Source organism: uncultured Gilliamella sp., from assembly GCA_945271295.1.
In the GTDB taxonomy this organism is placed as follows: Bacteria; Pseudomonadota; Gammaproteobacteria; order Enterobacterales; family Orbaceae; genus Gilliamella.
The window spans coordinates 78759-95412 of the sequence record CALYPG010000008.1; the positions used below are offsets into that span (position 1 = coordinate 78759).

Consider the following 16654-nt stretch of genomic DNA (forward strand, 5'->3'; position numbering starts at 1 on the left):
ACCTAATGTGGGGTTATTTATTTTTTAAGTATTGATTTTTGGGCACAGCTAATGGCGCAAATAAGAATGCAGCAAAAATTCCACTAGATAGCACTAAACCAAATCCGCTAATAGCACTAGTATGGCTAATTATCAATAGTCCGAAAGATAATAATGTAGTTAATGCCGCCATGGAAACAGCTAATAATGCACTTTGGGTTTGGCTTTTATAATTACTTAAGAACAGACTATAATCGATACCAATACCAATGACAAGAATGAGTGCCAACATTGAAAATAAGTTGAGTGATTGATTAGTAATACCGTGTATCGATAATGCCATACCAATTGATAAAAGTGTTGGTAAGGTACTTTTTAACGCCGCGATTAAACCATGCTTACGATTGTAGATGATAAAACTCAAACAGATAATTGCTACGGCAACGGTAATTAATTGTGCTATATGAATGCGGTAGTTGGTGAACATAGTATTGAACTCAGAACGACGATCTAACCAATAAACACCGTTATCTATTTGAGATAATAGCCTAACTTGATTTAATTGATGAATACCACTTACTGGTATCAAGGTAGCACTTTTACCATCTTTTAATGACAACCACAGTAAATTTCGACCATGGCTGATTGCGCTTTGTTGCCATAACGCTGGCGTAATAAAAGTGGTATTAACTTGGTTGAAATGAGGTAATTCGACCTGTAAGTTGATTTGCTTGAGCGAGGATATGATCTCAGGCGCGTATTGTTCTAATATAACCATATTTTGTTGCTGCTTAGCAAGCGATGGCAAGTTAATTGCTTGATATTGCTCAAAGGCTCCATTTTGTTTTGCTTGTTCTAATTTAGGTAAAAATTGTTCCAATCTTTGCAATGTTTGTTCAGGGGTATCGCCAAATACTATAAACCATTTTTGGTCTGAAGATTGGTGAGTGATATTAATTATTTGCTGTTCTTGATGTTGTAGTTCAGCAGGTAAAGCTTGTAACTTACCAATATCATCATCTACGTTAAGTTGATTTAAACCATAACCAATAAAAATTAAAGCCAATATTATCATAAAGAGTTGCATTACTCTTTTTTGCCAGAGATTAAGCCAAAAAGTTAATAAGTGTTGACCTATATTTTCCCGTACAGGCAACTTTTTGACTAAAAATGGATACCAACAAATCACAGTCATAAATGCACCAATTAAGCCAAACATAGCAAATATTGACAGTTGTTTTAACCCAGGGAAAGGGGCAATTAACAAAATTAAATAAGCAATAAAACTGGTAGTTAAGGCAATGGCTAATGTTGCTATTAATTTTTTTAAACTTAGATAAGGTGATTCTTGATTGCCGTGCAATAATCGTTCAGTTAGATAGTGAAGTGAATAATCAATAGCGATACCAATGATACTGGTACTCATTACTAAAGTAATTACATGAATTTCACCAAATATAGTTAATACAGCAACTAATCCACAAACAATACCAATGAAAATTGATAATAAGGAAAGTAAGATCGGTCTAACTGAACGAAAAATAGTAATAATTAAAATGACGATACCGATAATTGATACACTGCCAATGGTTGAAATATCATTTTGAGCCTGTTGACTAGCATAATCGCTATAAAATAAAACCCCACGCTTTAATATTTTTGTTGCTGGCCATTTTGTTGTTAATTGATCGGTGAGTTGATTTAGCTGTATCACGATTTGGTGTGATTGGTTCATATTAAATGAAGAACCATTCAGTTCAGCATAAATCATGTACCAGACTTCGCCTTGTTCATCTTTGCTAGTAAGCCAGTTATTTTTAACCATTAAATTGCCGGTATTGGCTAACTGGTTTAATTGTGATGAACGTGTTAGTAGTAAAGGGTCATTGGTTAGTTCACTAGCACTAACCCCACTAAAAGGCGAGTATAGTTGACTTAGGATCCAAGAAAAATGTTGATTTGATTTAAGCTGTGCGATCGTTTGGTCATCTATTAATTGATAACGATGTTGATAAGCAAATTGCCCCCAACTTTTTTGGAAATTTTCGTCAAATAAGCCATTTGCTTGATGAATAAATGTTTGTTGTTGTAAATTTTGGTACCACCACATTACCGGTTCGGTATTATTAGGATCGGCTGGTTTAATTAACCAAACTAATTGTTTATCGAGTCTATCTTGAAAACCATTAATAAGTTCAGATGGTACCTTGTTGGTTTGCTCTTTAGGTAATAAAGATAATACACTGCTATTTAGTTTGCTATTAGAAATCAGATAACCTGTTGCCAATAGCAGGGTAATAACCATCATCAGCCATAAAATGGCGGCAGTTTTTAGTGTTACAAACTTATTTAAATAATAGTTGTTCATTTTTATTTAATGGTGTTGTGCGATGATTAGAAAATGAAATAACTGTTTTATCATTTTGCTTATCATCAATGATAATTTTTTGTAGATAGACTTCACCACTTAATGTTATCTGTTGAAAGATTTTATTTAATGGCGCTAATTTAGGTTTTAGCAGTAAAGTCCATTGTCGGTTTTGTTCACTTAGTGTGACCTCAAAATTATCTTCTAACAATTTTCTATCTGCGGTAAATATTGCCGTTAATAAATGATTAAACTGAAATAATTGCGGTTGTGTTTCAGCCGTAATGACCTGTGGCTTTTGACCAGCAATGTGCTGTTCCATTCGTTGTTGATTCATTTTTAATGTCATTACAAAAGGGGTTAATTGTTGCCACCATAATCCTAATTTTTGCGATAGGATCATCTTACCGGTTGAATGCAAAGAATTGGGCAAACCATTAATGTAATGATCTTGACTAAAATCTGCCCGTACAATTTCATTGTTACTAAATTGTTGTTGTAAATCTGTTAGCGTAATTGCTTGACAGCAAGTTGTTAAAAACAACCCTAAAATGCTAATAAACGTGGCTAAATATTGTTTCATTCTACTAATCCAAACTTTTTTAATAATATTTGCGGAGTAACAAAACTCATTTCCTGATTAATGGCTGATACAGCCACTTGAATGGTATAACCAGAAGTCGTTTTTTTCCCAGTTTTTACATCTACTATTTTATAATTAATTTTTATACGGTGTTCATATTCTGCTAATTCTGCAGTTATTTGTAATGTTTGTTCAGCAATGGTTGAGGCTGAGTATTTTATTCGTGCATCAACCACAGGCCAAAGATAACCAGACTCCATCATGTCGCGGTAACCATAGTGGTATTTTTGAAATAAAGCTTCTCGCGCTTTTTCAAAAAATTTTAAATAGTTACCATGCCACACAACCCCCATTGCATCAGTATCATGAAATGAGGTGGTATATTCGATTGTCGCACAGCATTTAGTATTACAATTCATGTTCATTTTTATTTAGCGTTAGGTTATTGGATTTAGGTTGACTAAATTGCCAAAAATCATAGAAATTAAACCAATCAAGAGGCGATATTAAACAATAGTGTTCTAAACGCTTAGCATAACTTTGTATTATTAATTCCAGTTCACGTTGGCGATTGGCTCTGGTTAAATTTAGTCTATCGGAAAAATGTTCAAAATAGAATTGAAAACGTCCATTAGGTTTTAATCCCCAAACTAAATAAACAGGACATTTTAATGTAGCAGATAAGATAAATGGCCCTTTAGGGAACGGAGCTTGTTTACCTAAAAAATCAGTCCAAACAACGGAGTTTTCTTGCATTCTTTGATGAGCATTACTTGATGTTCTATCGCCAACAATCGCTATCCATTCACCAGCGTCGAGTTTTTGTTTTAATAAAATTGCTGTATCAGCCCCTAAGGTGGCGACCTGAATTAAATTAATGGCAGAATCTGGATTAACTTCTTTTAAGACTTGATTAAAACGGGCGGCATGATGAGTAAATACTAGGGCGTTAATTGTTACTTGATGGGATAATTTTGCAATTGCACGGCACATTTCTATGTCACCAAGGTGTGAACAGAGTAAAATAATACCTTGCTTTTGAGCGATAATGTTTAAACATTCTTGTTTATTAGGATAATACAAATCATCTATTTTAATGTCCCCTTGCCAACTGGCAAGTTTATCGAGTAATGATTCGCCAAAGCGTTGAAAATGATGAAATGTAGTAAGTTGTTTTTTATCAACTAATGGAATGTGGTGGTAATATTGTTTGATTCTTTTCAAGTAATCTTTTGATGCTTGCCGTTGCTTTTTACCGGTTAACCAAAAATAGCTTATAACTGGAAACATGATCAGTTGTGCCACTTTTCGACCTAATAAACGGTAAAGCATGAGGATAAATTTAATGCCTAACAATCCTTTCCTTTCTTGAGTTTGAGACCAATGGCTTTGCTGGTTTTGTTTATTAAAGTTTCGTTTTATTAAGGAAATTGATCGCGGCAACATACCAAAAAATAGTCTGGTATGCATCCATGAAATAAGTAAATTATCTTTGAACGCCTTAAAATGCGATACGCCACCTTCTGGGTAAATTACCTTGGTTGGTACAAAAATAACCGGAGAACCTTGCCAATATAACCGAACCATTATATCAATATCAAAATCCATCCGTTTGCCTATTTGGTATTGGCTAATTAGTTTATAAGTTGCATGCAAAGGATAAATACGCAATCCACACATACTATCTTTAATTGCAAAAGATAGGGTTTCGATCCAAACCCAAAAATGAGTTATATATCTAGCTATTAATCGATGTTTAGGTACCGAATCATCATAAATGGGGCAACCTGATATCAATGCGTCAGGGAATAAGGTAGATTGTGTCATTAATTGCGTAATATCTTGGCAATTATGTTGACCATCAGCATCAAGTTGAATTGTGTGCGAATACCCTTGTTGATAGGCATATTTAATTCCAGTCATCACGGCACCGCCTTTACCTTGATTGGTTGGTAAACGAATCAAAGTCACCCATGGAAATTGTTGTGAAATTTGTTGTAGTTGTTGTGCCGAATCAGTAGTACTGCCGTCATCAATTAAAAAACAGTGTAATTGGTAAACTTCAATATCTTTAAGAACGCTAGGTAATGCTTCACTATGGTTATAACAAGGAATAACAAAGCAGTAATTAGCAAATGCTGATTTCATAACAGAGGTTGTTACTGACATAAGGTAAGTTTTCCTGAGCTGGCCACTTTATTGCTATTTTCCGAGGTAATAAAAGTATAAGAAAATAACAATTTTTGTGTCTGAGTGTTCCATTCTATGTGTAACAATAAGTGATCTTCAGGCAGTATAGGGCATTGAAATTTGATTACTTCCACCGATGATAAGGCTAAATTCGCATTAAAAAATTTTTGGGCATAATAAATTACCCAATTAAGTTGAGCCACTCCTGGTAATAGTGGTTGTGAAACAAAATGGCCTTTAAACCAAAATAGATCAGTTGGTATATTCAGCTCAATATCAGCTTGATGTTGATTGATATTTAAGGTTATTTCTTCAGGAAGTATTTTACTCATTTTGGTAACATCAAATAATTTTTTTAATTCAATATAAGTACATTTGCCTTGAGTATTTTTAGGAAAATCATTAATAAATCGCCATTTTTTAGGCATTTCGCTTAATGATAATGTATCTTTTAAGGATTGTCGAAAATATTGTGATAATTTGAACGTTCCTTTATGTTGTAATTGTTGTTGCCCAGAATGAGTGAGTTTAATTATTATACCAAGAATAGTTCGATTGTTATGTTCTAATGGGATAACATAGGCTTGTTCGACTTGATTAAGTTGATTGAATTTATTTTCTATATAAGTCAATGAAACTCGTTTTTCCGATATTTTGATGATTTTGTCGAGGCGACCATCTAAATAAAAAGATCTGTTATTGACTAATCTTATTTTGTCATCCAATGGTTGAGGTTTATCAAGTAATGGTGAAAAAAGTAGTGCAGGTTGGCTTTCTTCCATTTTAATATGCATTGGCGCAAATAACTGCCAAGGCATATCAGGCTGTTTTTGTTGGCGAATAGCAATAATACCAGTTTCACTTGAACCATATATCTCATTTGGTAATACTGTGAAGTTAAGTTGACAAAGTTGTGCTTCGGCATAAGTTAATTTTCCGCCCGACGAAATCACTTTATCACATTTTATTGCAGGCAATTTATCATCTAAATTTTTAATAATTGAAGGGGTGGTAATGTAGATTAGTTTTTTATGTTTATAGGCTGTAAATTGTTCTTGATAAATAATTTTTTCACAAACAAATGGTATTTTACAACTTAGTGCTAACATAATTTTAAAGGTTAAACCATACATGTGTTCATGCGAAACAGCCGCCACAAATAGGTCGCTAGACAATTCTCCCCAGTAAGATAGAAGAACTAAACTTTCTTGTTCCAACTGAGAAACTGATTTTTCAATTGGTTTGGGTAATCCCGTAGAGCCGGAGGTAAACAACGTGAAGGTTTTTTGGATAAAGCCATTATCCAAAAGATTATAATCATAGATTAGATTGTTGGAATTTAGTGAATTAATATCGATAATTTGTTGGTTATCACATTGATTTTGATAAATTGTTTTATCATCGGTCAATATCGCTTCGTAAAAATGTTGCATTTCTTGATGGCATGGATCGAGCAAGCGGGGATGTTTACCCAAATAAAGTAATGCTAATAATCCTGCCACAAAATTAAAGCTATCTTGCATGGATAATGCCCAATATTTTTGCGGGCAATGAACCAGTGAATGACAGATTAATAACACTTGCTGTTTGAGATCTCCAACTAATAATGGTTGGTGATGTCTAAAAGCAATTATTTCATGTTCAGGTCGTAACAACTGTTCAGATAAATAGGCTAATTTTGGTGTTTTTGACGAATAAGCCATTCTCCCCCCATTAATATTGCAATGAGAATATAGCTAATCAGGCCATTATAAATTGTCCAGTAAGAGATATTATCCAATAGGCAGGTGAAAAGTGCTATGCTGCCATTTAATACAAAAAACACACACCAACATAATGTTACTTTACGAGTATATTGTATCGCTTTTGGTGATAACTCAGAATGACGTATTTTTGCGAATTTTACTATTATTGTTTGTGGTTGTGTTAAAGAGTAGCAAAAAACTGCAAAAAATAGCACATTAACAGCGACCGGATAATAAAGTAGTAGCTGATACTTAGTAAATACCCAGCTAAGAATTGCTAAGAATAAACCTACACACGCAGTAATCTTTGCTAGCCATCGGATATAAGAGAATATATTGGGCAAGGTAAAGAGGCGTAATATAAAAAACATTAATAAACATAAAATTGCTAGATTAATACATTGATAATGTAGAGATAAATAGATAATAAATGGATAACATACTAATAAAATATTAGTTATGCATTTTATTATCACTCTAAATTTATTCATGTTTATTATTTATCATTCATTAAATTATTTACAGCCTCAACTACATCTTGTACAGTTCTTACCGATTTAAATGTTTCAGGATCAACTTTTTTGCCTATCTTTTTTTGCAGATGTACAACCAAATCAACAGCATCGATGCTGTCTAGATCCAGTTCTTCAAAAAGATTTGATTCAAGTTTGATATCTTCAGGAGATAATTCAAAAAGTTGGACAAGTGCAGATTGGATTTGTTCAAAAATTTGTTGCTTATCCATGCTATAGTACTCCTTATTGTTGTGAAGCAATAAAATCAGCTAATGTTTTGACTGAGTAGAATGCTTTTTTGGTTTCGTCACTTTCAGCCGATAAAACAATACCATATTGATTTTTTATCGCAAGACCAAGTTCTAACGCATCAATTGAATCTAAACCTAAGCCATCACCAAATAATGGGGCATCGGTTTCAATTTCATTAGGAGTAATATCGTCTAAGTTAAGTGTTTGGATAATAATGTTCTTGATTTCGTTATGCAATTTTTCCATAAATTTCCCTTTCCTATGTTATTTTAATCTGTTTTTGAAAGCAAAGCAGTTAGATATCTAGTTAATTTCCTTGCTGCAACAGTTGTATTGTCGTGTAAAAAATTGTTAATTGTAATTTTCTCTCCCACAGTAATATTAAAAAAAGCTTTTTTAACGGGGATGTCATACCATTTTTGACCTTTGATTAACCAAGGAGAACTACATTCGATGTGTATAATTCGAATATCAGCTTGACAGCGTAATGCAATATTAGCTGCTCCTCTTTGTAGTTTTATTGGCTGACCAGGTACACTTCTCGTGCCTTCTGGAAATATTAAAATTCGTCCCCCATTAGTTAGTACATTCTGGCAATGAGGTAAAATTTTATTAGCTTCGGCGTTTGGGATGTAACCCGCTGTTTTAATTATGCGACTGATAAAAATATTTTTTAATAAAGCGCCTTTAACTAGACAATCACAACGAGGCATTACTGATGCTAACAGCACAACGTCTAACAAAGAAGGGTGATTAGCTATTATCAAACAACTTTTATCTTGTTTAAGTTTTTCAAGTCCATTAAATTGGTAGCCGATTATACCTAATAATTTTATAATCCATAGAAAAATTTTGAAACTTAAGCTAATACTTTGTTGCGCAATAATATTTCTTCTTTCTTTATTCCAAATAAATAATCTCAATAAGCTAAACCATAGCGTTGATAATACCACGAGTCCATAAAATCCAAACAAGATAAATCCGAATGCAGTAGCTAATAATCGCCACCACCGATTCAATCTATTGGCATTTTTTTGAATTATGCATTTAATATCCATTGCCAATTTTGCAAACTACCTTGTAAAGTAAATTGTTGTTGTTTATTTAAATAAGCATGTAAGAAAGCAAGAGATTGTGGGTAATCAGTTTGATAAACAGTTGATGTCTTTTCGATATTTTGGCAATTAAATTGATTACCTTTGGTTAGTATATAGCCAATAGCATAAGCAGGAATGGTTGGTTTTATTAATGTTTGATAAATATCAGGAATCTTACCATCAAAATCAATTAATAGAACTTTTTTATTGGTTTGATGTAATATTGGTAATGCTTCAAGTAAACCTTGCTGAAAACCATCGACATTAGCTGAAAGTGATGTTATTGGAATGGTTTGTTTGGCTATTATAGTTAATAGTCCCGCTGCAGTGTTATGCACAGATAAGGCAAAATCAGTAGGTGAAATTTCTGTATTTTGATTAAGTGTAGATAAAATGCGGTAGGTTCTTTCTAGCTCTCCATGTCGGCTAGTGAAAATTGCTAAATCAATATGTTCATTTTCAATAAGTTCTAAGCCAACTTCAACGGCTAAGCGAGATGGTTCACTCATTCTCCTTGCTTGCATCATGGGTATTTTAATCGGTTTAGGTAAAGGTAAGTTCCAATTATGATTTGATTGTTTTGACCACAAATGCCAATCAGTTTTATTGGATAATCCAGAAGATAGTGCATACCAATTTTCAATGGAAAAAGAAAAATTCATTTTGATTATATCTTCAATTAACTATATTATTCATACATTAGGTTATAAATGATAAACAGCAATATTATATCGTTAGTTACATGATTTCCAAATAAAAATATTCGATATCATGCTATACAACACATTAAAATAATATAAAGGGAATTAAATTGATTAGTCAGGAAAATATGAAGTATGGTTATGATAAAAATAGCAAGTCGGCTTTAGAAGCAATTACTGAAGCACAGAAAATTGCCTTTGCACCAATTTTATTCCAGGCAGTTGTCTGTATGAGAAAAAATGGCCTTTTAGCCTGTTTAGATCGTGCTGGTATGCAAGGAACTAATATTGATAATATAACCAAAGAAGTTCCACTTTCTTCTTATGCAATTCAACTTTTATTAGATGTTGGGTTAAGCATGCATGTGATTTATCAGAACGATGAAAATTATATTTTGAGTAAAATAGGACACTTTTTATTGCATGATAAAATGACGCAAGTTAATTTAAATTTTACCCAAGATATTTGTTATCAAAGTATGTTTTATCTGCAAGATGCACTAGAAGCTGGCTACCCAGCTGGATTAAAAGTCTTTGGTAATTGGAAGACAATTTACCCTGCATTAAATTTATTACCGGAACAAGCTAAAAAAAGCTGGTTTGAGTTTGATCATTTCTATTCTAATCATTCATTTCCTATTGCATTTTCTTATGTCAATAAATTAACTCCTAAACATATTTATGATGTTGGTGGTAATACTGGATTATGGGCACTATATTGTGCTAAACATAATCCAGAAGTAAAAATTACATTACTTGATTTACCTCAACAGCTTGCAGTGGCAAAAGAGAATATTGAGCAAGCGGGTTTTGCTGATCGCATTAATGGATTTGCTGTGGATTTATTAAAAGCCGATGAATTACCAAATCAGGCTGATGTTTGGTGGATGAGTCAGTTTTTAGATTGTTTTAGCGAAGATCAGATTGTTCATATTTTGAAGTTAATTCATCATAGCATGCAAGATAATGCAACTGTTTGTATTATGGATCTTTTCTGGGATAGGCAGGCTTTCGAAGCAGGAGCATTGAGTTTAAATGCTTCTTCGTTATATTTTACGTGTTTAGCAAATGGCAATAGTCGTTTTTATCATTCTAAAGTGTTTTATAAATGTTTAAGTACAGCCGGTTTTCATGTTGAACAGGATATTGATAACTTAGGTTTTGGTCATACCCTATTAATATGTAAAAAACGTTAAGTAACAAAAGTAAATAATAATTATTGAAGGAGTAATACAATGAAGTTTTTTAAAGTTCTATTAACCATGGTATTCATTACATTTTTATTTGGGTGTGCAGGTAAATATCAGACACCTCATAATATTACTACACCTGTAGATGGCCTAACCAAAGAGCAAGTGAAAAAAGCTATTTTGGCAACAGCAACAAAAGATAAAGCTGCTTTTGGTACATGGAAAATGGATGTAATTAGTAATAATACTATTCGTGGTCGATTGTTTAATCGTAACTATGAAGTTGTGGTAAACATCCCTTATTCTGCAAAAGGTTATTCAATTAACTATGTATCTGTGAGTAATAATTTAAAAAATGGTCAAGGAAATGTACATCGTAACTATAATCGTTGGATAAATAATTTAGATACTAAAATTAAGCAAAATATTTTTAATATTAAATAATACTTGTGTTTTCTAATTTAAAAATATTTGATTTGTCTTTTTCTGTTTAATTTATATATGCCCAATTTTTTATTGGGCATATTAACAAGTCAAATATTAATAACCATTTTTATTTTTTTTTGTTATTTAATTTGCAAAAATTAAATATTTCTTATTATTAATTTACTAAGCTTTACCTTATTTTTATTTATAATAAACAAATTATTTACAAACCACTTTCTAACGATTTTATCAATCGTTAAAAATGACTATCTATTATTTTAATAGCAGTTTAATATGAAAAAGTATTCATATTAAAATTGATGATTACAGCTCCAATTCCCTTACATATCTTTCTTAATTCTTTTTTTTCATGCTTGAGGACACTTATTATGTTTCAATGGCTATTAAACTGGATTTTAGATGGGCTTAAGCACTCGCCAGAAATCCTTTTATTTTTATCGTTAAGTTTAGGGTATTTAATTGGTGGTATTAGAATTGGCAAATTTCAATTAGGTGGTGTTGCTGGTTCATTGCTTGTCGCAGTAGCATTAAGTGTTTTTGGCGTCACGGTTGATGCTGGTGTTAAAGCTGTGCTATTTGCATTATTTATTTATGCTGTTGGTTATGAAAGTGGCCCGCAGTTTTTCCGTTCACTTGGTGTTAAAACACTACGCGAAATCTTTTTAGCACTATTTATTGCTGTTGCAGGTTTTGTCACAGTGGTTGTATTAGCTAAAATATTCCATTTAGATAAAGGACTTGCAGCTGGTTTAGCCGCTGGTGGCTTAACTCAATCTGCTATTATGGGAACTGCTTCAGATGCTTTATCTCAATTAGGTTTAAGTGCAGAAGAACTGAGTAAGTTACAAGGTAATGTCACTATCGGTTATGCAGTTACTTATATATTTGGCTCGCTTGGTGCAATTATAGTATGCGTTAATATATTACCAAAAATAATGAGTCGAGATATTGGTGATGACGCTATTAAGGCTCAAGCTGAACAACTTAATGGCTCTCTTTTATTAGGTAGTAATCAAAATTATGCATTATCTGATATTAGTGGACGTCTTTATCGTGTTACTAATAAGATTGCACAAACGGTTGCTCATATTGAACAAAATATTAATGGAATCAGTATTGAGCGCATCAAACGTGGTAATAAAATTATTGAAGCCACACCTGACACGACATTAAAAGCAAAAGATATCATTTTAGTTGTCGGTCATCGTAATGCCATGATCGAAGCACATGATTTGCTTGGTACCGAAGTCAATTCAGCTTCAGGCATGGATGTTGTCATGAATACTGTTGATGTTGAGATGCGAAATTCTCGTTATGTCGGTGAAAGTTTAAAACAAGTGCTCTCTTCTGATGAGGTAATGAAATTAAAACATGGTATTTACCTGATTGCTATCCATCGCGATGGTCAACCGCTGTCTCTTAATGATGATATTCATTTCCAGCTTGGTGATATTATTACCGTTTATGGTGCAGACAGTGATTTAAAACGTGTAATTGATAGAATTGGTGCACCGATTACTAGAAGTGAAAAAACTGATTGGATCTTCCATGGTTTAGGATTAGTTGTTGGCCTTATTATTGGATTAATTGTTATCCGTATTAGTGATATTCCTATTACTCTTGGAGCAGGCGGTGGTGCACTATTGTCTGGTTTACTGTTTGGTTGGTATCGTTCAATGCATCAAACTGTGGGTAATATTCCAGCCGGAGCCTTGCAATTATTAAAAGACTTTGGATTAGCAGGTTTCGTGGCCGTAGTTGGACTCAGCTCTGGACTACAGGCTATCAATACTATTCGCGAACAAGGTTTATCACTATTTCTTATCGGTATAGTGGTAACTTTATTACCTATGATACTCGCTATCTATTTTGGTAAATATGTCCTTGGTTATAAAAATGCTGCGGTATTTGCTGGTGCTTTATCCGGTGCACGTAGTGCCAATCCAGCTTTTGGTGAAGTACTCAATAAAGCCGGTAATTCAACACCGACTAACTCTTTTGCTATTACTTATGCTTTAGCTAATGTCTTCCTAACTTTATTAGGTCCATTGGTTGTGGCTTTTGTTTAATTGAAATATCAAATTAAGGATCCAGTTTATGAAAAATAAAATTGATTATGCTCAATATGCTAATTTAAGTCCTTTTGAATTAAAAGATAACTTGATTAAACTAGCACAAAGCCATACTGATCGGGTAATGCTAAATGCTGGCCGTGGTAATCCTAATTTTCTGGCAACTTGGCCTCGTCAAGCCTTTTTCCAACTTGGTGTATTTGCGATTCAAGAATCCGAAATGTCTTATTCATACCTGAATGAAGGTGTGGGTGGTATGCCAATAAAGGCAGGATTAACTGGTCGTTTTGAACATTTTGTTCGTCTTAATTATGACACGCCAGGTGTTGCTTTTTTAGGTAAAGCCTTTTCTTATATTCGCGATCAACTAGGATTAGACGAAAACGCTTTTCTACAAGAAATGGTAGAAGGTATATTAGGTTGTAATTACCCTGTTCCAGATAGAATGTTACGTTTTAGTGAAGAAGTGGTAAAAGCGTACGTTTTAGAGCAAATGGGGGCGCAATATCTTCATCGTGATGAAATTGACCTGTTTGCCGTTGAAGGTGGTACGGCAGCAATGGCCTATATTTTTAATTCCATGAAAGAAAATGATTTAATTCAAAAAGGCGACAAAATTGCCATTGGCGCGCCTATTTTTACTCCTTACCTTGAAATACCTGAATTAAATGATTATCAATTGGTGGAAGTATTAGTTAATTCCGATCCTAAACTTAATTGGCAATATTCTGAATCAGAATTACGAAAATTAGAAGATCCTTCGATAAAAGCGTTTTATTTGGTCAATCCATCCAATCCGCCATCAGTAAAAATAGATGATAAAAGTTTAAAAATTATTGCTGACATCGTAAAAAAACGCCCTGACTTAATTATTTTAACTGATGATGTTTACGGTACTTTTGCGGACGATTTTCAATCATTATTTGCTATTTGTCCAAAAAATACTATTTTGGTGTACTCATTTTCTAAATATTTTGGGGCAACAGGTTGGCGTTTAGGTGTTATTGCTATGGCCCATGACAATGTAATTGATAATAAGATTAAAGCATTGCCAACTAAGGCCAGAAATATTTTAAACAAACGCTATAGCTCAATTGTTACTGAACCAGCACACTTGAAGTTTATTGATCGTTTAGTTGCTGATAGCCGGGCGGTGGCGTTGAATCACACATCTGGTCTTTCTACTCCTCAACAAATCCAAATGGTATTATTTGCATTATGTGAAATGATGGATAGCGATCAAAGTTATAAAGCAACATTGAAGAATTTAATTCGTCGCCGTGCGGCATCGCTCTATCAACATTTAGGTTTGGAACATAAATCGGATGAGAATAGTGTTGATTATTACACATTGATCGACCTTGAAACTATTTGTCGAGAATTGTATGACGATAAATTCGCTAAATGGATCTTAAAAAATAAAAATCCAACTGAATTGCTATTTAGAATTGCTGATGAAACTGGTGTAGTCTTATTACCAGGTAAAGGGTTTGCGGTGCAACATCCTTCTGCACGGGCGTCATTAGCTAATTTAAATGAATACCAATATGCAGCTATCGGTTTGTCATTACGTAAACTTGCTCAAGAATACTATGATGAATACAAAACTAAAGCCAAGAACAAATAATATAGCTCAAATATAAAAGCTAATATCTTTTTATAGCTATTTACAATCAATCCAAACCCTAGTTTATCTAGGGTTTTTTTTAATAAAATCAAATGTAAAATTTTTATATTTAAAGTTCCATTATTTAATTATTTCAGTGTGCGATTTATATTCATAATGGTGATAAAATTATAAGAATTTTGTCTATATCATGATCAATATAAACCTAATTTAATATTTATTTACCAGTGAATAGTGAAAGATAGGCCAATTATGATAACTTAAATAGCCTTATCATATGCGTTGCAGTATTGTTCAAGAGACATATTGCGAAAACCCCTGGTTTTAGCTTTCTCGTTTACTAATTTTTCGGCGATATTATAAAGCGTCTCTTTGATATCTTCGTTTGCTTCATAATCCATAAATGATAATTCATTCAATAAAGCGCATTGAATATTTTCGACTTCAATCTGCTTTTTTTGGTCAACGTCTGTATTTTTTATAAATTGAGCATAAGACATTGGCATAACTCACCTCACAGCAATTTGTTACATTCTAGTAAAATAATCCAAACACAATATTAATAATCAATATCAAACTAGAAATCAGGGCAAATAGTCTTTCACTTGGTGTTAATTGGTAATGTTGGTGAAATTTGTCTTTAATTTCCTTATTTACAAAATCTTGATTTATCAAAGTTATCTCTCCGAAAATATGATTTTGGTAACAACAAGTAGGCAATAATTAATCTACCTAATCAATCATGTCAAATTATGTAACTTAATTTGTGGTATTGAATCAAAACCGCAGTATGTTCATATGCCTCTGCTAGCTACTTGAATCTTCTTAACTAATTAAATAACTCGCAGTATTGTTTAATTTTGTTGTTAAGTTGATTGGTTTTGATGTTGTTATGATAAAATAAGTTATCGTCATTGTCAATAATAAAAGTTATTGAAATTAAAATAAAGTTATCGATGTGATTTGTTTTATGTTAATTAAAAATAGATATGGAATAACGCAAGGGGTTAAATATGAAAAAAGCCCCATCGGGGGCTTGAATATTAATTTAAAGTGATTTGTTTTTGAATTAAGTATTTTTTACTGCAATAACTTAACTTTTTAAACTATGTGAATTTATTTGATAATAATAAACGATATTGAAGACAACGAATAAAATACCTCAACGCTTTTTATTATTACTAATCTAATATAGATGATTGCCACCAAACACGTCCAAGAATAGTGATTTCATCTTGCGAAACAATTTCATCCTCATATCCTGGGTTATAACTTCTGATTTTAACTTGATTACCAGGTAATCTTTCAAGGATTTTTATTCTTAGTAATCCATCATGATTAATCGCGTATATTTTGCCATCGCGAATGTTGGTATCAGCCTGATCGATACCAACAGTAGAGCCATCAGTAAACACCGGCTCCATACTGTCACCATAAACAGTCAAACAGACCGCACAATCTTTATCAATGCCATACTTACGCATGGTTGATTTGGAAAGGCGTAATTTATAGCCATTATAGTCTTCAATATCATCGGCAAATCCATCACCGGCCGCAAGCCGAACATCCTTATAAAATGGCACTTCAACCTCGTCATCATCAAGTGGAGTTTTACTATCCCATTCATCAATAGCGCCAAGCATGGTTGCATTGGATTGATTGTGACTGACTTTAGCCTCTTGAATACCTTTGGTTAGCCACAAAAGGTCTACATTTAATGCGCTAGCTATTTCAACAATTTTTCTGGAAGTACTGGATTTTCCGGAAAGTAATTTTTGAATGGCGGGTTGGCTGATTTTAACTTTTTCGGCTAATTGATGTTGAGACATGCCTGATTTTTTCAATGCCAAATTAATTCTATCAGTAAATGAAGTCATAGTTTTATCTC

General features: G+C 32.9%; 15 protein-coding genes. 4 read left to right on the plus strand and 11 right to left on the minus strand.

The genetic code is table 11. The annotated features are described in order from the left end of the window. Positions 1–13 precede the first annotated feature (13 nt). The 9 genes from Q0K76_RS06190 to Q0K76_RS06230 form a co-directional block, all read right to left on the minus strand. Complete coding sequence (locus Q0K76_RS06190) at positions 14–2347, minus strand: MMPL family transporter (protein ID WP_294613014.1); 2334 nt, start codon at positions 2345–2347, stop codon at positions 14–16. Next, entirely contained in the window at positions 2325–2930 is a 606-nt protein-coding gene (locus Q0K76_RS06195; RefSeq protein ID WP_294613017.1) for an outer membrane lipoprotein carrier protein LolA, read from the minus strand. Before Q0K76_RS06195 ends, Q0K76_RS06190 begins: the two co-directional genes overlap by 23 nt. Beyond that, complete coding sequence (locus Q0K76_RS06200; protein ID WP_294613021.1) at positions 2927–3349, minus strand: thioesterase family protein; 423 nt, start codon at positions 3347–3349, stop codon at positions 2927–2929. Before Q0K76_RS06200 ends, Q0K76_RS06195 begins: the two co-directional genes overlap by 4 nt. Further along, positions 3339–5099, minus strand: coding sequence for a glycosyltransferase family 2 protein (locus Q0K76_RS06205; RefSeq protein ID WP_294613024.1), 1761 nt, complete (start codon positions 5097–5099; stop codon positions 3339–3341). The genes Q0K76_RS06200 and Q0K76_RS06205 overlap by 11 nt, the downstream gene beginning before the upstream one ends. Beyond that, positions 5090–6823 carry a hypothetical protein gene (locus Q0K76_RS06210; protein ID WP_294613026.1) on the minus strand — a complete coding sequence of 578 codons (1734 nt, stop codon included), beginning with the start codon at positions 6821–6823 and terminating at the stop codon, positions 5090–5092. Before Q0K76_RS06210 ends, Q0K76_RS06205 begins: the two co-directional genes overlap by 10 nt. Positions 6824–7361: 538 nt before the next feature. Next, the gene (locus Q0K76_RS06215) at positions 7362–7610 is read right to left on the minus strand and encodes an acyl carrier protein (protein ID WP_294613029.1); all 249 of its coding nucleotides are present in this window, start codon (positions 7608–7610) and stop codon (positions 7362–7364) included. Positions 7611–7623: 13 nt separating this feature from the next. Then, the gene (locus tag Q0K76_RS06220) at positions 7624–7878 is read right to left on the minus strand and encodes a phosphopantetheine-binding protein (protein ID WP_294613031.1); all 255 of its coding nucleotides are present in this window, start codon (positions 7876–7878) and stop codon (positions 7624–7626) included. 23 nt (positions 7879–7901) lie between these two features. Next, entirely contained in the window at positions 7902–8690 is a 789-nt protein-coding gene (locus tag Q0K76_RS06225) for a lysophospholipid acyltransferase family protein (protein WP_294613054.1), read from the minus strand. Continuing rightward, positions 8672–9391 carry a beta-ketoacyl synthase chain length factor gene (locus tag Q0K76_RS06230; RefSeq protein WP_294613034.1) on the minus strand — a complete coding sequence of 240 codons (720 nt, stop codon included), beginning with the start codon at positions 9389–9391 and terminating at the stop codon, positions 8672–8674. Before Q0K76_RS06230 ends, Q0K76_RS06225 begins: the two co-directional genes overlap by 19 nt. 167 nt (positions 9392–9558) lie before the next feature. Between Q0K76_RS06230 and Q0K76_RS06235 the strand changes: the two genes are divergently transcribed. From Q0K76_RS06235 to Q0K76_RS06250, 4 genes are all read left to right on the plus strand, one after another. Continuing rightward, positions 9559–10626 (plus strand): class I SAM-dependent methyltransferase, encoded by a 1068-nt coding sequence (locus tag Q0K76_RS06235; RefSeq protein WP_363322407.1) that lies wholly within the window; start codon positions 9559–9561, stop codon positions 10624–10626. Positions 10627–10665: 39 nt separating this feature from the next. Beyond that, positions 10666–11064 carry a hypothetical protein gene (locus Q0K76_RS06240; RefSeq protein WP_294613040.1) on the plus strand — a complete coding sequence of 133 codons (399 nt, stop codon included), beginning with the start codon at positions 10666–10668 and terminating at the stop codon, positions 11062–11064. A 371-nt stretch (positions 11065–11435) separates the two neighbouring features. Then, a complete protein-coding gene (gene aspT, locus Q0K76_RS06245; protein ID WP_294613043.1) occupies positions 11436–13136 on the plus strand; it encodes an aspartate-alanine antiporter in 1701 nt (566 codons plus the stop codon). 28 nt (positions 13137–13164) lie between these two features. Further along, positions 13165–14766: a bifunctional aspartate transaminase/aspartate 4-decarboxylase gene (locus Q0K76_RS06250; RefSeq protein WP_294613046.1), complete on the plus strand. Its 1602-nt coding sequence runs from the start codon at positions 13165–13167 to the stop codon at positions 14764–14766. A gap of 260 nt (positions 14767–15026) precedes the next feature. Here Q0K76_RS06250 and Q0K76_RS06255 read toward each other — a convergent pair whose 3' ends face one another. Together Q0K76_RS06255 and Q0K76_RS06260 are read right to left on the minus strand one after the other, a co-directional pair. Continuing rightward, positions 15027–15266, minus strand: coding sequence for a hypothetical protein (locus Q0K76_RS06255; protein ID WP_294613048.1), 240 nt, complete (start codon positions 15264–15266; stop codon positions 15027–15029). Positions 15267–15947: 681 nt separating this feature from the next. Continuing rightward, positions 15948–16643 (minus strand): helix-turn-helix transcriptional regulator, encoded by a 696-nt coding sequence (locus tag Q0K76_RS06260; protein WP_294964169.1) that lies wholly within the window; start codon positions 16641–16643, stop codon positions 15948–15950. Positions 16644–16654 lie beyond the last annotated feature (11 nt).